20 protein-coding genes are annotated in these 23,706 nt (G+C 40.7%); 11 read left to right on the top strand and 9 right to left on the bottom strand.

The window, feature by feature from the left end; translation table 11 throughout:
• The first annotated feature begins 315 nt into the window (after positions 1 to 315).
• The 8 genes from ESY88_RS15970 (at position 316) to ESY88_RS21135 (ending at position 10,422) form a co-directional block, all read left to right on the top strand.
• Positions 316 to 1,578: a T9SS type A sorting domain-containing protein gene (locus ESY88_RS15970; protein ID WP_147087594.1), complete on the top strand. Its 1,263-nt coding sequence runs from the start codon at positions 316 to 318 to the stop codon at positions 1,576 to 1,578.
• Positions 1,579 to 1,674: 96 nt separating this feature from the next.
• Positions 1,675 to 2,682: a LacI family DNA-binding transcriptional regulator gene (locus tag ESY88_RS15965; protein ID WP_147087593.1), complete on the top strand. Its 1,008-nt coding sequence runs from the start codon at positions 1,675 to 1,677 to the stop codon at positions 2,680 to 2,682.
• Positions 2,683 to 3,064: 382 nt separating this feature from the next.
• Positions 3,065 to 4,087 carry a ligase-associated DNA damage response exonuclease gene (locus ESY88_RS15960; protein WP_147087592.1) on the top strand — a complete coding sequence of 341 codons (1,023 nt, stop codon included), beginning with the start codon at positions 3,065 to 3,067 and terminating at the stop codon, positions 4,085 to 4,087.
• 178 nt (positions 4,088 to 4,265) lie between these two features.
• Complete coding sequence (locus ESY88_RS15955; protein ID WP_147087591.1) at positions 4,266 to 5,861, top strand: ATP-dependent DNA ligase; 1,596 nt, start codon at positions 4,266 to 4,268, stop codon at positions 5,859 to 5,861.
• Complete coding sequence (locus ESY88_RS15950) at positions 5,858 to 8,320, top strand: ligase-associated DNA damage response DEXH box helicase (protein ID WP_262713113.1); 2,463 nt, start codon at positions 5,858 to 5,860, stop codon at positions 8,318 to 8,320. The genes ESY88_RS15955 and ESY88_RS15950 overlap by 4 nt, the downstream gene beginning before the upstream one ends.
• A gap of 222 nt (positions 8,321 to 8,542) precedes the next feature.
• On the top strand, positions 8,543 to 9,187 hold the full coding sequence (gene pdeM, locus ESY88_RS15945) for a ligase-associated DNA damage response endonuclease PdeM (RefSeq protein ID WP_147087590.1): 645 nt from the start codon (positions 8,543 to 8,545) through the stop codon (positions 9,185 to 9,187).
• Between the two features lie 375 nt (positions 9,188 to 9,562).
• On the top strand, positions 9,563 to 10,150 hold the full coding sequence (locus ESY88_RS15940; RefSeq protein WP_147087589.1) for a methyltransferase domain-containing protein: 588 nt from the start codon (positions 9,563 to 9,565) through the stop codon (positions 10,148 to 10,150).
• 113 nt (positions 10,151 to 10,263) lie between these two features.
• Positions 10,264 to 10,422: a hypothetical protein gene (locus ESY88_RS21135; RefSeq protein WP_189702624.1), complete on the top strand. Its 159-nt coding sequence runs from the start codon at positions 10,264 to 10,266 to the stop codon at positions 10,420 to 10,422.
• A gap of 57 nt (positions 10,423 to 10,479) precedes the next feature.
• Here ESY88_RS21135 and ESY88_RS15935 read toward each other — a convergent pair whose 3' ends face one another.
• Complete coding sequence (locus ESY88_RS15935; RefSeq protein WP_147087588.1) at positions 10,480 to 11,478, bottom strand: metal-dependent hydrolase; 999 nt, start codon at positions 11,476 to 11,478, stop codon at positions 10,480 to 10,482.
• Between the two features lie 144 nt (positions 11,479 to 11,622).
• Between ESY88_RS15935 and ESY88_RS15930 the strand changes: the two genes are divergently transcribed.
• Complete coding sequence (locus tag ESY88_RS15930; protein ID WP_147087587.1) at positions 11,623 to 11,958, top strand: DUF4870 domain-containing protein; 336 nt, start codon at positions 11,623 to 11,625, stop codon at positions 11,956 to 11,958.
• Positions 11,959 to 12,022: 64 nt separating this feature from the next.
• On the opposite strand, the gene ESY88_RS15925 is transcribed toward ESY88_RS15930, so the two are convergent.
• The 6 genes from ESY88_RS15925 to ESY88_RS15900 form a co-directional block, all read right to left on the bottom strand.
• Positions 12,023 to 13,354 (bottom strand): DUF58 domain-containing protein, encoded by a 1,332-nt coding sequence (locus tag ESY88_RS15925; RefSeq protein ID WP_223270855.1) that lies wholly within the window; start codon positions 13,352 to 13,354, stop codon positions 12,023 to 12,025.
• A gap of 195 nt (positions 13,355 to 13,549) precedes the next feature.
• Positions 13,550 to 14,641, bottom strand: coding sequence for an AAA family ATPase (locus tag ESY88_RS15920; RefSeq protein ID WP_147087586.1), 1,092 nt, complete (start codon positions 14,639 to 14,641; stop codon positions 13,550 to 13,552).
• A 4-nt stretch (positions 14,642 to 14,645) separates the two neighbouring features.
• On the bottom strand, positions 14,646 to 15,842 hold the full coding sequence (locus tag ESY88_RS15915) for a DUF4350 domain-containing protein (protein ID WP_147087585.1): 1,197 nt from the start codon (positions 15,840 to 15,842) through the stop codon (positions 14,646 to 14,648).
• Positions 15,839 to 16,576 (bottom strand): DUF4129 domain-containing protein, encoded by a 738-nt coding sequence (locus ESY88_RS15910; RefSeq protein ID WP_147087584.1) that lies wholly within the window; start codon positions 16,574 to 16,576, stop codon positions 15,839 to 15,841. The genes ESY88_RS15915 and ESY88_RS15910 overlap by 4 nt, the downstream gene beginning before the upstream one ends.
• A gap of 16 nt (positions 16,577 to 16,592) precedes the next feature.
• The gene (locus ESY88_RS15905; protein ID WP_147087583.1) at positions 16,593 to 17,534 is read right to left on the bottom strand and encodes a hypothetical protein; all 942 of its coding nucleotides are present in this window, start codon (positions 17,532 to 17,534) and stop codon (positions 16,593 to 16,595) included.
• Positions 17,521 to 18,498 (bottom strand): stage II sporulation protein M, encoded by a 978-nt coding sequence (locus ESY88_RS15900; RefSeq protein ID WP_147087582.1) that lies wholly within the window; start codon positions 18,496 to 18,498, stop codon positions 17,521 to 17,523. Before ESY88_RS15900 ends, ESY88_RS15905 begins: the two co-directional genes overlap by 14 nt.
• A gap of 23 nt (positions 18,499 to 18,521) precedes the next feature.
• Between ESY88_RS15900 and ESY88_RS15895 the strand changes: the two genes are divergently transcribed.
• Both ESY88_RS15895 and ESY88_RS15890 read left to right on the top strand, forming a co-directional pair.
• A complete protein-coding gene (locus ESY88_RS15895) occupies positions 18,522 to 19,265 on the top strand; it encodes an RDD family protein (RefSeq protein WP_147087581.1) in 744 nt (247 codons plus the stop codon).
• Positions 19,266 to 20,059: 794 nt separating this feature from the next.
• Positions 20,060 to 20,674 carry a trimeric intracellular cation channel family protein gene (locus ESY88_RS15890; protein WP_147087580.1) on the top strand — a complete coding sequence of 205 codons (615 nt, stop codon included), beginning with the start codon at positions 20,060 to 20,062 and terminating at the stop codon, positions 20,672 to 20,674.
• Between the two features lie 370 nt (positions 20,675 to 21,044).
• Here ESY88_RS15890 and ESY88_RS15885 read toward each other — a convergent pair whose 3' ends face one another.
• Both ESY88_RS15885 and ESY88_RS15880 read right to left on the bottom strand, forming a co-directional pair.
• The gene (locus tag ESY88_RS15885) at positions 21,045 to 22,040 is read right to left on the bottom strand and encodes an endonuclease/exonuclease/phosphatase family protein (protein WP_147087579.1); all 996 of its coding nucleotides are present in this window, start codon (positions 22,038 to 22,040) and stop codon (positions 21,045 to 21,047) included.
• A 451-nt stretch (positions 22,041 to 22,491) separates the two neighbouring features.
• Positions 22,492 to 22,866 (bottom strand): DoxX family protein, encoded by a 375-nt coding sequence (locus ESY88_RS15880; RefSeq protein WP_147087578.1) that lies wholly within the window; start codon positions 22,864 to 22,866, stop codon positions 22,492 to 22,494.
• Between the last annotated feature and the right edge of the window lie 840 nt (positions 22,867 to 23,706).

The raw sequence follows: 23,706 nt of genomic DNA, 5'->3' as shown, positions 1-23,706 counted from the left end.
GAAATAAAAATATTTGATTTGGCCTTGCAAATAAGCATGCTTAGTGAAAAAAGGAGACAAACCATTTTTTTTATGAGGTTGTATGTTAATTGTTGCGGTATAATTTGCGTATTTCTTAATTTATACTTACTATATTTACGAATATCAAAATTCAAATGCTAAAATTTGAATGAATATTAATTAATTAAACTATATACTGACATAAAAAAAATTACATTATTAACTTTTTTACTGGCATCGGCTTTTGTCTTCAGCCAATCATTACCACTTGATTTTGAAGACGCAAGCTCGACGGCACAGTTTCAGTTTGGAGGGTTGACTTTTGCCAATATTGAGAATCCTGATCCAACGGGAATCAACACTTCGGCAAGAGTTCTACAAGTAGATAAGCCAAGCGGTGCGGACGCTGGTGGTGGATTTGGTTTTGAAGCACCAAGTTTTACCGGAATTGATTTAGCAAATGGCACCGTGTTTACCTTGAAAATTTGGTCAACAAAAGCGAACTTACAATTGAGATTTCAAATGCAAACTGGAGCCCCTACTTATCAGAGGGATGTAATCGTAGCTGATGCTGGTGTTTGGACAGAAGTGACATTCAACTTTACGGGTCAAACTGGCCTTACTGGTACAGAACAATATTCTGTCTTGGTAATCCAACCTGATTTAGACCCACCCTGTGGCGGAAATCCTTGTCCTCCAATCGAAGTGAGTGGTACTTATTACATTGACGATATTACGCAATCTGAAGCATCTGAGCCGACTTGCAACGATGGTATTCAAAACGGAGACGAAGAAGGTATCGATTGTGGTGGTTCTTGTCCTGATGCTTGTGATACCGGAGATAATACTGTAAGTGACTTTTTAGTGGATTTCGAAACACCTTCAGACTTTACTGGAGGCGATTTGACTGTGACAGAAGTCACAAATGATAATCCTGATGCCGTTAATTCAAGCGCGACTGTTTTACAAGTTGAAAATATTAATGTTGCACCGTTTGCAAACGCACAGTTTCTCTTATCCAATAATAGTGTTTTGGATTTGTCAACTAATGATAGAGGCTTTGCTTTAAAAGTACGCGGCCCAAGAGCGATACCAATTTTATTTAAAGCAGAAGATGCAGGTAATGGAGGTATTAACAGAGAGGTTCCCGGAAATTATACGGATGTAGGTAACTGGCAAACGGTATTCTTTGATTTTTCAGCATTTGCTGATCCTACTACCTTAGGAAGAATTGTTATATTTTTCGATATTACAGGTGCACCTAGCGCAGATGGGGCAGATGACCTCTTTTATATTGATGATGTCAAATTTGGTGAGTTTACTACATTAAGCAGCAATCAATTTGTGGCTTCAGATTTCAAAGTCTTTCCAAATCCAACAAACAATGCATGGACGATTAAGGCTAAAAAAGAGCTTACTCAAGTACAAGTATTTGATGTACTAGGAAAAAGTGTGATGACATTAAACCCAAATGCTTTAAATGTTGAGTTAGATGCTTCTACTTTAAACAGGGGAATCTATTTTGCTAAAATCTCAACCGTGAGCGGTTCTGAAAGTGTGAAACTGATTAAAAATTAAATAATCCCATTTATTATTAAAAAAGAGTGTATTTTTAAAAAAGTACACTCTTTTTTATTTCAACTATCTAATCTAAACAACAAAAGGCATTAATCCATGGTTACTCTCAAACACTTGGCAGAGCAATTAAGCGTATCGATTTCCACGGTATCAAAAGCATTGAATAACAGTGATGAAATTTCTCCAGATACCATAGAACGCGTGAAGGCCTTGGCCAAGCATCTCAATTACAAGCCCAATAAATTGGCGGTAAGCTTGAAAAAGAGTAAGACCTTTACCATTGGCGTGATAGTGCCAAATATCCTAAATCACTTTTTTGCCAAAGCGCTCTATGCCATTGAAATGGAAGCCACCAAACATGGCTACAATATCATTACCTGTTTGTCTAATGAGACGCGCTCCAAAGAGGATAATAGTTTGCAATTGCTTTCTAATGGCAGTGTTGACGGTTTTATCCTATCCATTGCTGAAGAAACCCAAATCAAGGATAATATAGAACACATCAACGACATCCTAAAACAGAATATTCCAATCGTGTTGTTTGATCGGGTTTCAGATCTAATCGCATGTGACAAGGTCATCATCGATGATTTTGGTGCTGCCTTTGAGGCAACCGAATATTTGCTGAAGGAAGGCCGTAAACACATCGTCCTCATTGGTGATATTGAGGAATTGAGCGTTGGGAAATTAAGAACCAATGGCTATCTCAAAGCCTTGGAAGATGCTTCAGATTATTCCAGCGGCCCAGAAATATTGAGTTTGAAGCGAGGCGAATCGGCAGAAGCACAGATTGAATCGCTGTTGCGTGATGACAACAGTATTGATGGCATTATTGCCATAGATAATGTTTCTGGAGTGATTGCGCTTCAAAAAGCCATCAAACACAAACGAAAGGTGCCAAAAGATTTGAGTATCATCGGATTTTCAGATGAAAACGTGCTGCAATTCACAGATCCTAAATTATCCACCGTGTCCCAACATACCTTTGATATTGGACGCGCTTCCGTTGAATTGCTACTCGCACGTCTGGAAGACAGGACGCCTAAAACACACACCACCAAAACCATCAAAACCAAATTGATTTTACGGGATACGACTTTGTGATTTTTTTGGAAATCATTTCAAACCGGCTCTCACGAGAAAGGAGTTGTTTTCGGGTCTTTTTAGAACAGCGCAAATCTAATTAATCTGCGTTATCAGAGTTCTTATTTAGGAACGCTGATAACGCAGATTTAACTGATACTCACAGATTAAAAATTTTAGCATTGTTTCTAAGCTCATTTTTTAAAATGTGATTTTATTAAACCTTGATAGTTCGAAAGCAAACTTTCTGATATTAGATTTTTTATATAAAACAGTAGTGTTTTTGAATAAGGTTTTTACATTCAAATTTAAATAGCTCCTTCAAGTTAATTTCTGCTCTTATCCATTTGGCCTACCACCAAAACTTGAAAATGCCTTATCTTTATAGAAAACGCTTGTTCCCTTGAAATTGATCAAATTCACAAAAAAAGGCATTTACTGCATTCCTGGCAAGTTCTATCTTGACCCTTGGTTTCCGGTAGATTTTGCCATTATTTCCCACGGTCACGCCGATCATGCGAGATGGGGCATGAGCCATTACCTCTGTCATGACGACTCTAAAGCCATTTTAAAACATCGTATTGGCCAGGATATTTCTGTGGAAAGCATGCCTTACAATTCAGAAAAGACCATCAATGGCGTTAAAGTCGGTTTTTTTCCTGCAGGTCACACCATTGGCTCAGCCCAAATTAGATTGGAACATAAAGGTTTCGTTGTGGTTTTTTCAGGGGATTATAAAGTCAAAAACGATTATCTCACCGTCCCCTTTGAACCGGTTAAATGCCATGAATTTATTACTGAAAGCACTTTCGGTCTCCCCATCTACAATTGGATGAAAGAAGAAGAGCTGCAACAAAAAATGCAGGATTGGGTGTTGAACAATCAGGCTCGAAACCGAACCAGCGTCTTTTTGGGCTATTCACTCGGTAAAGCCCAGCGCCTAATGAAACTGATGGAAGGCATGGGCGAGATTTACGTGCATACCGCCATTCACAACATCAATGAAGCCATTGCCACAACAGGTATCAAATTACCTGCCACAAAAAAATGGACGGCTGAAACGGATAAAAAAGAGGTGCAGAATAAAATCGTGATTGTGCCACCGGCTTTATTGGGGTCTAACATGATCAAACGCATCCCTAATGCTGCTACCGCGATATGTTCGGGCTGGATGCAAATTCGGGGCAATAAACGCTGGCAAAGTGTTGATGCGGGTTTTCCGGTAAGTGATCATGCCGATTGGAACGGACTCCTTCAAGCAGTAAAAGCGACCGAGGCTGAAAAAGTCTACGTGACCCACGGCTCCCAAGCGATTTTTTCCAAATATTTGAATGAAATCGGCATCCCTTCCGAAGAAGTCAAAACCGAATATGGCAGCAACGAAGATGATACCGAAGCGGAACCTAAATCTAAACAAGCCTCATGAACTATGTAGCATTTTTTTATAAAAATAATTACTTCGAAAGCGGTTGGACAATTTTTTGTCCAAATATGAATTTTATCGTTTAGTCACGCTCAAGTCTATGTTCTATATTCTATAAGTCCCGATAGTTATCGGGACGGTCTAGATTCTTTATTTCACATTTATTTATCAAAACCAACAGATGAAGCATTTTTCAAAACTCATTAGTGCGGTGGAAATCACCAATAAGACCAACGATAAGATCGCGGCTTTTGTTGAGTATTTTCAAACGGCACCCGATAAGGATAAGCTTTGGCTCATCGCGATTTTTACAGGGAAACGCCCCAAACGCCCCATAAAAACCACGGTGATGAAGCAATGGTGCATGGAGGTTGCAGGAATTCCTGAATGGTTGTTTCTGGAAAGTTACAGCACGGTAGGCGATTTAGGGGAAACCATGGCGCTTTTGTTGCCAGAACCCACACATCATATTGAAAAAACCTTTAGCCATTGGATGCAGGAGATTGTGGACTTAAAGTCAAAATCTGATGCTGAAAAGGAAGGCTTCGTGCGCAAGGCTTGGTCGGGTTTGGAAACACAGGAATGCCTGATTTTCAACAAACTCATTGGCGGTAGCTTTAGGGTGGGCGTTTCCAAGAAAACCTTAGTCAATGCCTTGGCTAAATTCTCTGGGATTGAGGCCAACCAGCTCATGCATAGCATCATCGGCAATTGGGACATCAATGAAATCAGTTTTGATGATCTCTTGCAAGGCGAGCACATTAATTATGACAACTCCAAACCCTATCCGTTTTGTTTGGCTTATGCCTTGGAAAAGGACTTGACCGATTTAGGCGATGTCAAGGCTTGGCAGGTGGAATACAAGTGGGATGGCATTCGCGGACAAATAGTAAAGCGCAACGACGAGATTTTTATTTGGTCCAGAGGCGAGGAATTGGTGACCGAACAATTTCCGGAGTTGGTCGCAGCGATTGAAAGACTGGAAGGCGATTTTGTGATTGATGGCGAGATTTTGGCCTTGAAAGACAATGCGATTTTGCTTTTTAACGACCTCCAAAAACGGCTTAACCGTAAAAATGTAACCAAAAAATTGTTGGAAGAGGTGCCCATAGGTTTTTACGCCTACGACCTTATGGAATGGAATGGGAACGACATGCGGGAGCAAGCTTTGGCGGAAAGACGTTCGCTTTTGGAGTCATTATTTACTGCGGAAAACACCAGTAATAAAACTTTATTCATTTCTGAAATCATTACTGCGGAAACTTGGGAGGAACTCATCCCGATTCGCGCTGGAGCAAGAGCTAAAGATTCTGAAGGCTTAATGCTCAAACAGAAAAATTCGCCGTATCACACCGGCCGAAAGAAAGGCGATTGGTGGAAATGGAAAGTAGACCCACTTACCATTGATGCGGTTATGATTTACGCCCAAAAAGGCAGCGGAAGACGAAGCGCCCATTATACCGATTATACCTTCGCCGTCAGAAAGGACGACGGTTTGGTAACGGTGGCGAAAGCCTATTCGGGATTGACCAATGAAGAAATATTGGAAGTGAGTCGTTTTGTGAAAAAGAATTCCATCGAAAAATTCGGGCCCGTAAGAACCGTAAAGCCAGAGTTGGTCTTTGAAATTGCATTCGAAGGTATAGCGCTGAGCAATCGGCATAAATCTGGCGTGGCACTTCGATTTCCGCGTATTTCCAGATGGCGAAAAGACAAGCCAGTTGAAGAAATAGATACCATTGAAACCGTGAAACAATTGATCCTGTCCCCAAATTGAGCAAGACCTTTAAAACTTCCGTAGGCTATCAAATCATTGCCGATTGGATGGCGACCAAGGGAAATCTGCCTTTCCCATTTCAAGAGCAAACCTGGGCGAAATACGCCAAGGGCTGCAGCGGGATGGTGGTTGCGCCAACGGGTTTTGGCAAGACCTTTTCTGTGTTTTTGGCAGTCGTCATTGATTATCTCAACCATCCTGAACAGTATCAAAAAGGACTCAAATTATTGTGGGTTAGTCCGCTGCGATCTTTAGCTAAAGATTTGGCAAAAGCCATGACCGCTGCAATTGAAGAAATCGGGTTGGATTGGGAAGTGGCGGTAAGAAATGGCGATACTCCCACAAAGATTCGTCGCCAACAAGAGCGATTGATGCCCGATGTTCTTATAAGCACCCCAGAAACCTTGCATTTATTGTTCTCACAGAAAAATAATTCGAGATGGTTCAAATCCTTGAACTGCGTTGCTGTTGACGAATGGCACGAACTTTTGGGCAACAAACGAGGGATTTTGACCGAGCTGGCAGTTGCTAGATTGAACCAACTTTCTAAAAATCTAAGTATTTGGGGCATTACCGCGACCATTGGCAATCTCGAGGAAGCTGCAAAGGTTTTGATTCCCTATCCGGAAAAGAAAACTTTAATGATTAAGTCCAAATTAAAGAAGAAAATCAAGGTCATTCCCGTCTTGCCCGATGAGGTGGAGGTATTGCCATGGGCGGGCCATTTGGGTAGGAGCATGGCGTCTAAGATCATTCCCATCATTCATGCGAACAAAACCACGCTCATCTTTACCAATACCCGAGGCCAATCGGAATTATGGTACCAAATCCTCTTGGAAGCCGACCCCGACCTCGCAGGTCTTCTGGCCATCCATCACGGTTCCATCGATAAAAAATTGCGCAATTGGATTGAGGATAGCATTTCCGAAGGTATTTTAAAAGCGGTGGTGTGTACCTCTTCCTTAGATTTGGGTGTGGATTTCAAACCGGTGGATTGCGTCATCCAAATTGGTTCAGCAAAAGGCATTGCTCGATTTATGCAGCGCGCAGGTCGCAGTGGTCACTCGCCCTACGAGGTTTCGAAAATCTATATGATTCCCACACATTCCTTAGAAATCATTGAAGCTGCTGCGCTCAAGGAAGCGGTCAAGGAACAAAAAGTAGAAGCTCGCCAACCCATGGTCTTGACCTTTGATGTGATGGTACAATTTATGGTCACTCTCGCAGTTGGCGAAGGGTTTAAGGCGGAAGAAACCTACAATTTATTAAAGCGAACCCATGCGTTTTCGTTAATGACCGAAGATGAATTTGCCTGGGCCATTCAATTCATTACCCAAGGAGGTAATACACTCAAGTCTTATGAAGAATTCCATAAGGTTTTTCTCGATGACGATGGCCTCTATAAAGTCAAGTCCAGACGCATTAGCATGTTGCACCGCATGAATATTGGTGCCATTGTGAGCGACGCCATGCTGCGGGTCAAATTCATGTCTGGCGGTTATATTGGCATGGTTGAGGAGTATTTTATATCAAAATTGAAACCGAACGACAGCTTTATTTTAGCGGGACGGGTTTTGGAATTGCTGCACATCAAGGACATGACTGTCTTTGTGAAAATGAGCAAAGCCAAAAAAGCGATTTCCCCAAGTTGGATGGGCGGACGGCTTCCGCTGAGTTCTTATATGAGTCATTTTCTTCGGAAGAAATTGAGTGACGCGCTCAACCCAGGAACACAAGAACGGGAATTGCGCTTTCTGCATCCGTTGATAGCTCGTCAAAGTGAATTTTCACACATCCCCAGGGAAGATGAGTTTTTGGTGGAATTGATAGATACCAAAGAAGGCTTCCATTTATTTATGTATCCGTTTGAAGGGCGATTGGTGCACGAGGTCATTTCCGCATTGATTGCCTACCGCCTCAGTAAAATCGAGCCTTTGACCTTTACCATCGCCATGAATGATTACGGCTTCGAATTATTGAGCGATCAAGAAATTCCGTTGAATGAAAACAACGTACGTACTATTTTAAGCAAGGAGCATTTGATGGAAGACGTGGTGGCCAGCATCAATGCTGCGGAAATGGCTTCGCGAAAGTTTCGGGACATCGCGGTGATTTCTGGCTTGGTGGTACAATCGATGCCCGGTGCCAATCGGAATAATAAAAGTCTGCAATCGTCTTCGGGTTTGATCTTTAGGGTTTTGGAAGACAATGAGCCTAATAATCTCTTATTACGCCAAGCCTATACTGAAGTTTTTGACCAGCAATTGGAGGAAGTACGACTCAAGGACGCTTTCGATCGCATTCATAATAGCAAACTCATCATCAAAAAAACAAATACCTTTACGCCCTTGAGTTTTCCTATAAAAGTGGATAGTTTGAGACAATCGCTTAGCAGTGAGAAATTGGACAAGCGCATCCAACGCATTCAAAAGGAAACGTTTAGAAAGGCTAAAAACTAATACATTATTGATTAAAGTGTTATAGGTTTCTTGAAACGGACTGAAAGTCTGTTGAATTTGTGAAATCTATAGTAAATAATTCACGCACGCATTTTCAGGGAACGAGGGGATTTGTGAAAACCAGCCTACCGGACAAGACTGGTTAGTGAAATTCGTGGCAAAACTTTTTAAAAGCTAAAGCGAGATACACTGAAGTACATAGTTTCAACTTAATTTTAACGAATGAATCTAGTAGAAGAGCAGATTACCATAGAAGGCGAGGTCTTAGCGCTTACCAGCTTACGTGCCATGTATTGGGAAAAGGAGCAGGCGCTGGTCGCATCTGATTTACACATTGGGAAGTCGGCACATTTCAGACGGCATGGGATTCCGATTTCGGCAAAGGTTCAACAGAAAGATTTGCAGCGTTTGGAATTTTTAGTTTCTCATTATCAAGCAAAAAAGCTCATCGTGGTTGGCGATTTGTTCCATGCCGAAGTCAATACCGATATGGCTGATTTTAAGCATTGGCGCAATCAAAATTTAGATTTGGAGATCATATTGATCAAAGGCAATCACGACCGATTGAAGGATGATATTTACGAAGCATATCAAATTTCCTGTTGCCAAAAAGAGTTGCTCATGCCTCCGTTTCAATTCATACACGAGCCAAAAGCCAGTCGGCAATTTTCCATTTCGGGGCATTTGCATCCAGGAGTGCGCATCAAGCAAAAAGGACGACCACAAATCAAATTGCCCTGCTATGAGGTTTCTGCAACCCAATTGATTTTGCCAGCCTTTAGTGAATTCACGGGTTTGGCGATGAGTAGAGCCAAAAAAGGCAAACAATTTTATGCCTTTACGGAAACCTCGTTTTTCGAATTTTAGAAAAAAGAATTAAGACCGTCCCGATATCGGGACTCATAAAACTAAGAACAAAGACCAAATATAGCTAACAAATAAGCTGAAGATTATGAACTTTTAATATTCATAAATGGCATTTTCCGAGATATATTTACTTAGTATTTAGCAAGAACTGAATGTGTTTGTTTTCCGAGAGTTCATATTACTTTTAAGTCAGTTATAAAGTCCTAAGCAGTTAAATTTCAAACTAATTTTTTAGTCTTATATCTTAGGTCCTAAAGCGCAGCGCCTGCCTGCCTGGCGGTAGGTAGGGTCTTGAGTCTTTTCTTGTACAACACTGTTTCATAAATTTGGAATAGCCTTATTTTTAAAAATTTAAAAGTTTAGAAACAATTACTAATGGAAGACTTATCTGAAAACTACTGGGACCAACGCTATAAAAACCAAAATATGGGTTGGGATTTGGGAACGGTTTCGCCACCTCTAAAAGCGTTTATCGATCAACTTGAAGATACATCACTTCGCATTTTGATTCCCGGCGCGGGCAACGCATACGAGGCGGAATATTTATGGGCTAAGGGCTTTAATCAGGTTTTTGTTGTGGATCTATCTGAAACCGCTTTAGAGCGTTTTAAAAAGCGTGTGCCAGCATTTCCATCAAATCAGCTTTTGCAGCAAAACTTTTTTGACCTGGAAGACCAATTTGACTTGATTTTAGAGCAAACTTTTTTCTGTGCGTTACATCCAAATTTGAGAAACGATTATGCCAAAAAGATGCTACAGTTACTAGCGCCAAAGGGAAAATTAGTCGGACTTTTATTCGATGCCGAACTTTACGTGGATCACCCACCATTTGGAGGTCATAAAAATGATTACCTGGAACTATTTAGTCCCTTATTTCATATTGATTTGATGTCGGCTTGTTACAATTCCGAAGAAAACAGAAAGGGTCAAGAGCTTTTTATCGCTTTGCGTAAAAGGATTTGATGACCCAATTAGGCACTATTGGTTCAATTAAAAACTCTAACTGACAAAAATCATATTTTTTGCTTAGTGGCTTTATTAGTTTTACAGCACTAATAAATTTAAACACTATAATTATGGTAGCTCAAAGTATAGCATTGCAAAATTGGACGAATGGGGTCATCATGATCGCCATTTTTGGGGTTGTCTGTTTGGTTCTTGTGGGCATATTGATCAGTTTTGTGATGAGCGGGAAGAAAAAGGAAGACGAGGACAGTGCCGAGCAGCGTAATTGAATGCTTCAATCGGTAAGTCTGGCTTCCTGAAACTGCTGTAATTAAAAGGCTTTGTGATTAGTTTCCTTTGATACGCGCCCATAAATCAATGATTAATTGTTTTCCGTCACGCCCGCTTTTAGGGGCTTCTTCAAATGTGACTTCTCCAGAATCATTTTGGTTTATTTCATATCGAAACACAAATTTTTGGGAACCGGGTTGAAGGCTTAAGAGTCCGAAGCGCAGATCGTTATAATAAAGTTTACCCTCAATTTGAGAGATGGTAAACCAGCCTTCAGAAATACCTATCATTTGCTGCACCTTAGGATGCTTGATTAAATCTCCCAATAGTTCCCGATTTTTCGGATAGCTTTCAAAACGGATGGCTTGGCTATCAAAAAACGAGTAGTTTCCTATCAAATAGGCGTCTGCAGTTTCCACATTGGCACTCCATAGAATGGTATTTAGGGGCGATGGTCTCGTATCAATTTGTCGATAAGCGATATTTTGATCTTTCAATGCCGCTTCAAATTGGGTAAACGCCAATCCTTTTAAAAGAAAGGTCAAGGCGAGATAGGTTGAACTGATGATCAAACCCAAATTGTTATAAAGGCGCCGTTTTTTGGAGTCACGCCTTTGAAACATGCATAGGATTAGAAATATGAGAAAGGGTACGGTGTAGAGGGGATCTACAACAAAAATGGTCTTGAATGCCAGTCTTAAATCCAAAGGCCAAAACAATTGCGTGCCCCAAGTGGTATGTGCATCTAAAATAGGATGGGTAAAAAACGCCCAGAAAAACAACCAAGACCAGTCCTTAAAGCTTTTGTAGGTCTCGTATCGTGACACCAACCAGCCAAAAATGGGAGCAAATACCAATGAAAATACAATGGAGTGTGTAAAGCCACGATGTATGGCCAAGGCATTCACGGTATCTGTAAAATAGGAGGCAAAGATGTCCAAATCTGGGATTGTGCCTGCAATGGCACCGTATAGTATGGCTTTATTGCCAACTTTTCTGCCTAAAACAGCCTCGCCAACAGCGGCTCCTAAAACGATTTGGGTAAGTGAATCCATAAGTTTGCAAAAATACGTGATGTTTTAAACACAATAGGAAAATTGTACTTTAAAATGAAAACAGGTCTTTTTAAATGCTACCTACTTTTGTAACAATCGCGGCACTCGAACGTCCTATTTGTGAACCATCACAACTAAAACATAATGAGAGAAGACAAACAATTGATCGTATTGACGCATTTGAGCCAATTACTAAGCTTCATCACTGGATTTGGAGGCTTGATCGTGCCCTTGATCATTTGGGTCACTCAAAAGGAGACTGTTTTTCAAATGGATGAGCAAGGCAAACGCATCATCAATTTCCAAATAAGTATGCTTATCTATTGCATAGTTTGCATCCCTTTTATCTTTATTTTGATTGGCATTCCGGCCTTGATTCTATTGGGGCTTTTATCACTCATTTTACCCATCATCAATGCCATTAAGGCGAGTAACGGCGAGCTGCCAACCTATCCTTTAACCATTTCGTTTTTGAAGTAAATGAGCTAAACGTTTAAAGAATGCCTTTCCATTTTTGGGGGGCATTTTTTTGCTTCGGAAGGGTTTATAGCAAACCTCGTGCTTTGATTTCCAAATATTTATTGATCGTGTCCAGGGTAAGATCCTTGGGCGTGGTTAAAATGGACTGGATGCCAAATTTCTGCAGTTCGTTCACGATAAGACGTTTCTCAAACGCAAATTTTTCAGCAATGACCTTATCGTACGCTTGTTGTACGGTTTCAGATTTATTATTGATGATACTGTCCAGCTCCGTATTTTTAAAGAATATGACCACCAGCAAATGGTTTTTCGCAATGCCCTTTAGATAAGGGATCTGCCTATGCAAACCATCCAAAGTTTCGAAGTTGGTGTACAACAACATGAGTGAACGCTGTTTGATGTTGCGTTTCACATCGGCATAGAGCCTGCTGAAATCACTTTCGAAATAATCGGTATTGACATTGTAGAGGGTTTCGAGGATGAGGTTCATTTGTGAGGCACGACGCTCTGCCACAACGATGTTCTCCACCCGTTTTGAGAAGGCCAGGATCCCCGCTTTATCGTGCTTTTTCAATGCCACATTGGAGATGACCAAGGCCGCATTGATGGCATAATCTAAAAGTGTGAGTCCGTCAAATGGCATTTTCATAATCCTACCCTTATCAATGACCGAGTAGATGGGTTGCGATTTCTCATCCTGAAATTGATTAACCATGAGTTGATTGCGTTTGGCGGTCGCCTTCCAGTTAATGGTTCTCAAATCATCGCCCAACACATAATCCTTGATTTGCTCAAACTCCATGGTATGGCCAATCTTTCTTATTTTTTTGATGCCATATTGATGCAGGTTATTGCTAATGGCCATCAAATTGTATTTTCGCAATTGCATAAAACTAGGGTAGGTGGGCAGCATGGCGTCGGTATCGGTTTTGAAGCGTCTGGCCACCAAGCCAAAAACCGAGGATACATAAATATTTAGGGTGCCAAAGTGATATTCGCCGCGTGCCACGGGACGCAATTTGTATTCGATTTGAGACGTGCTAGAAGCCTCCAGATCACGCAAAATCTCAAAATCACGGACTTGAAATTGCTCCGGAATCTCATCGATGATCTTTACATAGACCTTGAAGGTGTAATAATTGGAAATGGCTAACTCAATTGGGTTCTCATCCCCATTTGAGAATTTTTCGGGCAAGAGGCGTCTGCCAACAACGCCGCGTTTTGCAGAAAAAAGAATGATGCTGTCCAATAGGGTTAAGGTGGCCAAAAGCAATAGCAGCAGCTTCACAATATTGAACAATCTTGGAAACACAAAACTCAGCACAAACAGAATCATGATGCCAATGCAAGCATAAAAAAATCGATTTTGGATGTATAGCGGTTTGATGAATTTCACGGATAAAAAAAGTTAAATATTAGATATTAAAAGTTAGAAGTTGTGCATATTGGTTAATTTATAATTAATATTAAATATTTGATTTATAATTAATTATATAATGTAACCTAAAGTTTTAATTCAGTTTAAAGTTCAATTTTTAAATCCGTATTGTATCCTACAACAGTTCCCTCCTTGGGAGGCTTAGGGAGGTCTTCAACGAGGTATCTCCACCGCTTCAATAATCTGTTTGATGATTTGTTTGGTGGTCACGCCTTCCATTTCACGCTCTGGAGTTACGATCACTCTGTGCTGCAATACAGGCACGGCAGAACGCTTGATGTCTTCTGGTGTCACAAAATCACGACCATCCATTGCGGCAAAGGCCTTGCTGGCTTTTAATATGGCAATAGAAGCTCTTGGGGAAGCCCCTAAATACAAAAACGGATTGTTACGCGTGTTCACGATCATATCGGCAATGTATTTGATCAAATGGGACTCGACCTTGATTTGCGTGACCAAATCCTGAAAATGGTTGATTTGTTCCTTGCTCAAATGCGCCGTGATTTGCGCGGTCTTCGAGCTACCTCTTAAATGCTGTTCTCGGTTAAGGATCTCAACCTCCTCATCCACATTTGGGTAATCCACATCAATCTTAAACAGGAAACGGTCCAATTGGGCTTCTGGTAAGCGATAGGTGCCTTCCTGCTCAATCGGGTTTTGTGTGGCCAGCACTATAAATGGTAAATCCAGCATGTATCTACTGCCATCGATGGTGATTTGGCGTTCTTCCATGACCTCAAAAAGTGCGGCCTGCGTTTTTGCGGGCGCCCTGTTGATCTCGTCGATAAGGATCATGTTCGAGAAAATGGGGCCTTCCTTGAATTCAAACTCGGTGGTTTTCATGTTAAATACTGAAGTTCCCAAAATATCACTCGGCATCAAATCTGGTGTGAATTGGATTCTGCTAAAGCCAATGTCCAAGGATTTTGCCAAAAGCTTTGCCGACACGGTTTTCGCCACTCCAGGAACGCCTTCAATAAGCGAATGCCCATTGGCGAGGATGGAAGCAATAAGCATATCAATCATGCTTTTTTGGCCCACGATGACCTTGCTGATTTCATTTCTAATAAGCGCAACGCCTTTAGAAAGTTCGTTTAAATCAATGCGGTTCTCAAAACTGAGGTCTGAGGCTTCCGATGTATCGGGCTTTGGGGCTTCTGGCGTTTGGGATGTGGTTTCTTCCAATTGCTCTTCCGCAGCGTTTGGCCTTAAGTCTTCGTGTTCTGGGTCGTTTGTATGTTCCATGGTGTTATTTGGTGTAAAAATGTTCAATGGCGCTATTCAGTCGTAATAAATCAGCCTCGTTGCACGATGCCTTACTTCTCAAATAGGCTATTTGGTTAATCAATTTCTTTACGTCGATGTACTCTTTTCCTGATTTTTGGGCGAGATTCTTGATGAATTTCTCATCCAAATACTCGGTGTCCAGAAAATACACACGTCGAATATACTCTAAAAAGTAGGTTATTTTCTTTTCTATAAGATTGTCGTGGTCCTTGGTCTCATAATAGAGATTGCCAATGGTTTTAGTGAATTCAACCGTGGTGTTTTTCACGGGCTCTATAACCCTTACAATGCGCTGTTTGCGTTTCGCATTGAAGATCATGAACAATAAGGTGCTTATCAAGGCCAAGTACCAAGCCCAGCGCAGTGGCGGGTTATTGAGAACAAAACGTAAAGGGGAATTGCCCAATACATTAACCAGCTTGCTTTTGGAGTCAAAATAAATGGTATCGTCACTTAGGTAAGACATGACGCCCGCAGCATACTTGGCATTTTTCTTTTTGAGCATGTAATAATTCGTGAAGACAATGGGCTGCGCGTGTAAAATGATAGCACCTTCGCCCCATGGTGTCCTCGTAAAATTGACATAAGACGAATCGCCAAATTTTTGATAACCCAAAACGGTAGTCTTCAGTGTATCGATTTCTGAAAAATAGATGTTGCTCAACCCTTTTTCCGCGGAAATAGAATCACTTTTAAGTCGGGGATTGGTAAAGCTCAATTCCGCCTTGCCTTTGAAGTCATAACCGTTTTGCAAATGAAAATTTAACGAATCCTGAAACTTGGGTGGAAAGTAACTGCTGGAGATAAAAATATCGTTTCCGTGGGAGGCGAAATCCAAGAGTTCCTGTGCCGATGTGTCGTCAATGCCGTTGTTTTCATCTATTGAAATGTAGGTGCCCGTGGTGAGATAAGAGCTATCTGCCCAACTGTAATAATCGTCAAAATATTCGTAAGGAGATACTTTAACTTCTTGCACTTTACTATCTGGGAATAAGCTATTTAATTCGTTGAAGTAAACAAAGGTGCCGTAGGGTATTTTTTGGGTCTCATTATACGTTTTTTGCCAATTGATTGGTGTTGGTGCTGAAAACTCAACCGCTATGATCGCAATGAACAAAAAGCATAAAAGTGCCAGATATATTTTTAAGGTTTTGCTCATGCGCCCAAGGAATTTAAGAGTTTCGAAAACGCATGTTTTGCCTTATTAAACTGAATTTGATCAATGGCAAATTCGCCGTACCAAATATAGTTATAGAGGTAGGAGGTGTAGGAGAATTCTTTTTTTGTGACTTCGGAAGTAATTTCGTTATGGTAATCGCTATTGGTTTTTTCAACATCATAATCGATGAGTTCCATTTCAGCAAGTTGCTTCAACAACCACAGGTAATAAAACCGAATCGCCAATCTAAAATTACCATTGGCCTCTGCTTCGGCAATAATGGTCTTGAAATCGGTAGCGTAGATGTTATTCTCGATATCACTTACTGGAATGATGCTCTTATCGCTTGACTTACCAAACACCCAATTGCCTTCCTTGTTGATGATGGCCTTGACGATGAAAAAGACCACTAACAGGAAAATGACGACGTAGAAAATCTTTAATACAATATCGGTAAAATCAGAGGCTTGAGCATCAGATTGAAAATCAAACAAGCTGCTAAAGAAATCACTGAGCCATTGTTTGAAGCGCGTCCACCAGCCAGAATTCGCAGTACTGCGCTCATAGATAAAATCGCTGCCCTCGTATTTCTCGCTCAAATCTTGATACTCGCGTATGTCAAGTGGCGCTCTGTCTTTCTTGATGGTTTCTTGTGCGATTAGCGCTTCAGGGATCTCCTGCTTTACCACATAGGCATTTGAAAGCAAGGCTATTCCGAAGAAAATTAGACACATATGTAGGTTTAAGTTCTTATTCACCAGCCCCTATTTGATCAATGACACTTTTGGTATTGATGTTCTCGATGTCTTCCTTCAAGCTGTAAAAAATAAGGGCTTGGTTGGATTGGAGCACCACATTCAAAACGGAGCTTACCAAGAAGGTAAGAAAAAAAACGGCCATCATCATCACGGTCATGGTAGCGCCCAGTTCTGCAGAATTTGGGCTATTGCCATCTTCCACCTCAGTGAAAAGGCTTACCATCCCAAAAATATAGGGAATAAAGGCAATGATGTTTTGAACGATATAGCTCATGAGGTAAAAGAGTCCCACACAGCTAATCGCTGCCCAAAACTTAGAGACTATTAACGTCCATGAATAGCCAAAGCACTCCCAAATCCCTTTCTCGTTTTTGATATATTCCATCAAAGTCATTTGATAGAATAAGCTTACTGCACCCACGAGCAGTGGCAGTGCCAGAATGCCAACAATGGTAATGGTCAAAACAACAGCCATGATGCCCACAATAATAACCATGGGAATGGCCACGACAATGCCACAAAGCAGAAAAATGAAGATGTTACCGATATTTGCTTTATAGGTGTTAACGATTTCTTTGACCCCAAAACTGTTGCCTTCATGGGCAGCATACAATTGCATATAAATGGGCACATAAGCATAGGCGATGATTCCTGCAAAAAGTCCCATAATCACGAAAGTCACAATGAAGATCACAAAAAGCCCAGCATTCTCGTTCATGTAATTATCAATGCCTGCCGTATTTCCATTGAGGATGCCTCCTAAAACCACATCGGAGTAGAATTTTGTTGAGAAGTAGCCCAAAACGAGCAATATCAAGAGAAAGATGCCATTAACGATGAAGAAGTTCTTGAATAAATGGCTTCCGTTCAGTTTCAAGAAGGCAAAGGTATCTTGAAAAAACTCGCCGAAACCTCTTGATTTATATAATTGCATAGGTTTGCTTTAATTTTGCGTTAAGAATAAAAGGGTAGATGAGGTAATAGAACGAAATCAAACTGAGTGTGATCACAATGATCCCAACCGATAGCCAATTGGGCATGCTGTTGGAGTATCGCGTCACATAGCCTTCTAGAAAGCCAGCCGCAATGGTAAATGGAAAGGTGCTAATCAATATTTTCACGCCATTTTTCACGCCCATTTTAAAGGAGGTCAAACGGGAATAGGTCTTTGGGAAAAGGATGCTTGCGCCTAAGATGAGTCCGGCAGCGCCTTCAATCACGATGGCAAAGATTTCCATGGCCCCATGAATCCAAATGCCTCTAACGCTTTCCCACAAAACGCCTTCCTTATAGAAGAAATATTGGAAGGCACCTATCATGATGCCGTTGTACAGCATGATCATTGCCGTGCCCAAACCCACAAAAATGCCAAAGATAAAGGCTTTGATGCCCACATAAAGATTATTGAGTGTAATGCCTATGAAACTGCCCCAATTGCTTCCGCTTTTGTAGACCGCCACAGGGTCGCCAGCTTCAATATTCTCCAGACTCATGTTCACGTAACTATCGCCCAGAATAAGCCTCACAAACGATGCATCATTGGCCGCCGAAAGGGCGCCAATGGCCACAAAACTGAGAAAAATAATGAAGGCATAAAGTACGTAGCGCCGGTATTCATAAATGATCATGGGGACCTCCACCTTGAAAAAATGAACGAAGCGGTTGGTGTCCTCACGTTTGGTTTTATAAATTTTCTGAAAAGCCTTAGCCGCTAAGTTGTTTAAATAAAGAATTGTTTTACTTTTGGGATAATAAGTTTGCGCGTAGGAGAGGTCATTGACCAAATGGATGTAAAGGGAAGCCAGCTCATCAGGATTCTTAAGGGTTTTCCCAAAGATGGCCTGTTCAAAATTGAGCCATTTTTCCTTATTCTGTTTAATAAAAGCGACTTCTCTCATAAACTTCCAAAATAAAGCAATTAATGGTAGAGTTACAAATAAACACCACGCAAAATGTGAATATTAATTTCATCGCCGCAAGCGTTGGAGAGCGCATACTGGCATTTATTATTGATCTCATCATAAAGGTTGCTTATGCGGTAGTGACGTATCAAATCATGTTTAAATTATTTCAGATAGATGAGATGGTCATGGAGATGGATCAATGGTCTCAAATGGCGGTTTATGGCATCTTTTTTCTACCCATTGTATTTTATTCCTTGGTTTTTGAGACTTGGCTGGATGGTCAAACACCGGGCAAGCGCATCATGAAAATCAAAGTGGTTAAGATTGACGGGTACCAAGCCTCTTTGGCAGACTACATGATTCGTTGGTTTTTTAGGATCATTGATTTGAATATGTTCTCTGGTGTGGTGGCATTGATTGCCATAGTGACCAGTAAAAAGAGCCAGCGTTTGGGCGACATGACGGCAGGCACATCGGTAATTACCTTAAAGAACAAGATCAATATCAACCATACCATTTTGGAAGAACTGGATGATGATTATGTGCCAACTTATCCCAATGTGATCAAATTATCTGATAATGACGCCCGCATCATCAAAGAAACATTTATAAAGGCAAAAGCTTCTCGAGATTATGAAACCTTGGTAAAATTGCGTAAAAAAGTCGTGGAGGTTGTGGGCATCAAGGATTATAACGATCATGACATTAAGTTTATAGATGTCATTTTAAAAGATTACAACTATTATACACAAAGCATGTGAGCAGCGAACCGATTTTTCCTTTTCGGAAAAACCGAGTGAGTCGCTCATGCCGCAGAAGTGCGGTATCTCAGCGAACCGATTTTCACTTTTCGGAAAAACCGAGTGAGTCGCTCATGCCGCAGAAGTGCGGTATCTCAGCGAACCGATTTTCCCTTTTCGGAAAAACCGAGTGCGTCGCTCATGCCGCAGAAGTGCGGTATCTCAGCGAACCGATTTTTCCTTTTCGGAAAAACCGAGTGAGTCGCTCATGCCGCAGAAGTGCGGTATCTCAGCGAACCGATTTTTTTCTTTTCGGAAAAACCGAGTGAGTCGCTCATGCCGCAGAAGGGCGGTATCTCAGCGAACCGATTTTTCCTTTTCGGAAAAACCGAGTGCGTCGCTCATGCCGTTTTTTAGCGGTATCCTAGCGCCCCGTTTTTTTCTTCGGAAGAATTACAATAAACGCTCATGCTTTTTCTTGCGTGTTTACCAGAAAGCCAATTTTTTTCTGCGGAAAAATGCATGAGGCACAGTGGTCATCTTTTTCACCTAACAAAAGACATTGCTTTTTCTATTTAAGCCAAAATGGATTCGAATCGCTAAGCCTTCCGAAGAATTATTGAAATGAATTCAAACATAAACCAACCCGCCAAGTTAGATTTGTGGTATTTAAGCATTTATTTCATGCGGAAGCTTTTCCGCCTCAATAACTATTATGTAAATTTGCCCGCTTAATTATTACACAGTGTCGTTTCGACCTCAATTTTTTTTAACCGATGGGTTCTTGGTAACCGCATCACTTTAAAGCATATCGCATGTTTATCCAGATTATTGATATTTTAGGAACCATTGCCTTCGCCATTTCCGGCGTTTTGGTGGCGCTGGATAAGCGCATGGATGCCTTTGGGGTTCTTATCATCGCATTTGTGACCGCCGTTGGTGGTGGTACATTGCGTGATGTGATGATTGGTATAGAACCAGTGTCCTGGATGCGTGACATGACCTATGTGTACGTGATTATAGGTTCGGCTTTTTTTGCGGTGCTATTGCGACAAAAAATCAATTATTTGAGGACCTCCCTATTTTTATTTGATACCATTGGCCTTGGTCTTTATACGGTTGTTGGCATTGAAACCGGATTGGTGGCGGGTCTCAAACCTATCATTTGTATCGCTTTGGGCACTATGACCGCATGCTTTGGAGGGGTGATTAGAGATATCTTATGTAACGAGATTCCGGTCATCTTTAGACGTAAGGAGATTTATGCCACCGCTTGCATTTTGGGCGGACTCAGTTATTTCCTATTGCTAAAGGTCATGGGAGATAGTAATTTTGTGTTCATTTTGTCAGGATTGATCGTGATTATCACGCGATTATTGGCAGTGCGCTTTAACTTGGGCTTGCCCAGTTTGTATAAGAAAGAGGAGTGATTTGTGCTTAGCAAGGTGTTTTTCTCATTTCAAATTTCTGATTGGTCTCAAATGGAATTCAAGCCATGCATATTAGTGCATCATGCTTTCCCCGAATCACTACAAGCTAAAAAGTTTACCACTCTTGAAAAATCGCGATCACGAACTTGCAGGCAAGTGTTCACGAATTCACCCGCTGCAGGAAAATTGGCTATGAACTTCCAACGCCAGCGAGGCCACAACGGTACCACCTGCCAAAGCGACCAAAAAGCCTTCGGTTTTTTTGACAAATTCCCGTAAACGGCCCATAAGACACCTATAATGAACGCTCCCGTAACGATGGCTATTACAATAATTGTAATCATCTATATGACCTTAAGTTCTTCTCTTTTTACAACACCAGTTCAACATAGATCGGGAAATGGTCTGAACCAATTTTTGTTAAGCGTTCCAGTTTTTTCAATCTAAATTCTTCAGTTACAAAAATGTGATCCAATGGCCAGCGCATTAAAAGATTCTCTGCATTGAAACTGTTGAAGAACCCTCTGCCCACTCTTACATCATAAAGCAAGTTTTTTGTATTGGTTAACTTATCAACGTGGGACCACACCACATCATTCAAGTCTCCAGCTACAATGGTCGGGGATGTTCGACCAGTGATTTCCGTTCCCAGTTTGATCAAGGCAGTTTCCTGTTGGTTTGCGTTATCGGGCAAATTCTTGAAACGTGTTGGAGGAACAGGATGGATGGAGTGAAATCTTATATTTTTGCCATTAGGGAGGGTAATGGAACTTTCAAAAGAGGGTACATTTTCATTATTTAAATAGTCTACTTCTATTTTTTTCAACGGTAGCTTACTGTACAAGACCATGCCGTAGGTTAGTTCATTGATTGTATGTTGGGAGTAGGGATAATCTTTTTTAAAAACCTGCAGTTCGTTATCCCACCATTCATCTACCTCCATGGCCAAAATCAAATCAGGGTCTTTAAGTTCAATCAAATCGATTAAAGGCTGTGCTTGTCGATTGGTCATTTTCACGTTGGTTATTAGGAGGCTCATTTGGGCATCAGAGGCTTTGATGTTTATTGCTGCAGGGACGCTAACCGGAACCAATTGGGTGTAATGGATTAGGTAAGAACCGTTGATAATCAAGCCAGCCAATAGCCCTGCAGATAGCAAATAATCATACCATTTCCATTTCTTAATTGCTGCCACAAGGATTAACAGGCAGATAAATGAAGCGACAAAAAATTGAATTCTTGGAAAGTCAAGTATTTTAAGAAAGCGGCTTTCCGTATTTCTCAATACGGACAATATGGAGCATACAGCCAAAAATACTGCAATTACTATGAGAACGATATAGAGAATCTTTTTAAGTGTTTTCATGATTTAAAGTTATCGAAAAAATCTCATACCCTAATGGTATAGTGAATTTTGGTTAGCCTCTTTCTATAAGGACATTGGTTTATTATATGCTTTTATAGAAGAAGATGTTGCTTCTTGGTAATACTGTCTTTTGCGTGGGAAAGGACAAGCGGGAATGTTTGAGATAGGATTACAGTTGAGATAGGATTACAGTTGAGAAAGGTACTGTTATGGATGCTCATTTTTTTTTGCAGAATGAGATCAATCATAAGCGTATATCAAGGCACGTCATTTTTTATCCCAATTGGCATAGCTGTTTTTTAGCCTATTTTGAAATGCTCTCATTGTAGGTTGAGCTGTTTATGTCATTGTTAGGATCAAATTCTAAAATACGTAATCAAATGAACTCGCACGGATTCCTATACCATCAAAAACCTTGGTTTTAAAATGGGGTTGATTTACCCAAATGGCCTTATGCCTTCAAGAGTTGCTTGTACTTATTTCTATAAAAATAAAGCATGGCCACGTTGAGAATCAGCAGCAGGAGTGCGCCATATATTTTTGCCGGATCCAAAGCCACATGAAACAGTACTGCATTAATGGAGACGCTCATTAAGATGACAGCCATCAAAGCGCCGTACTTGTTGAAAATGAAGGCCAACGCCGAAACAATTTCTACGATCCCTACCAATTGCATGGCTCCAGTAGCGCTCAAATTTGCAAAATATGCGTTGGCTTCTGGCGCCATTGCTGGAAAGGGGATATAACTGAAAAAATGGTCGAAACCGAAAAAGAGTAGAAATAAGCCAAATACGACTCTGATAATCAAAAAGAATGTAGTGTTCATTGCAGTTATTTTGAAAACGCGAGCCGTGTTGAAAGCGCGATACTGATTTGTATAAGGCTTAAATGTAACGATAGTTGCTGTATTGGTGACTAGATTTCCAATTTCATTGGTCACAACTTGCTTTATTTAGAATTGCTCAAATAGTTGAAGTCTTGGTGATTGGTAAGTTTTGCAGAATCAATAATGCCGTTTTTGAGCGCTACTTTGATCAGCTGACTTTTAGAATTGAGCATTGCTCTTACTATTTTTATGCGATTTTGTATGACCTAAGTGTCGTGGGTTAAGTAACTAATTCAGTAAATCTAAAGTCAGGAATAATGTAAAAGCCTGCTAGAATTAAGATAGATACAGAGAGCTAATACCAACGCAAGCTGATTGCTGCGTAGACTGGAATAAGCAATAAATGAGATACATTTTAGCTTTAATTTTTAGTTTTTCCTTTCATTTCGGTAAGTTTTTCAAAGAGTCTTTCAGTCTTGCGGTCAAATCATCCAACTCAGAAGTTTTTCCAGTTAATTTGAATTTGAAATTTTCTACTCTAATTTTTTGTTTTGTCAATTTCCGAATTATTCACAAATGCAAAGTCCAAGGTAATTTCTTGATTCTTATCCTAGTCTAAATAACAGTTTTCGCACAATAGACAAAAGAAAAAGTGCAAACGCGAACACCAGAAAAACATAAAAAAAGAAAAACCATAGAGAAAGCGCTTTCTCTCCTGTTTTCGACAATTTTAAAAGTCAATATTCATAAGTTATTTATATTCAAATAGTTGTGATTTTTTTTAGTTAAAAATGGGTGTCCCAGAGCGCTATTTTTCTATTTTTAGCGCATGTTTGTTAG

The sequence above is a fragment of the Subsaximicrobium wynnwilliamsii genome (genome assembly GCF_007997225.1).
GTDB classification, from domain to species: Bacteria; Bacteroidota; Bacteroidia; order Flavobacteriales; family Flavobacteriaceae; genus Psychroserpens; species Psychroserpens wynnwilliamsii.
The sequence above is the reverse complement of the archived record's forward strand: the minus strand, read 5'-3'. Positions and strand labels throughout refer to the sequence as shown.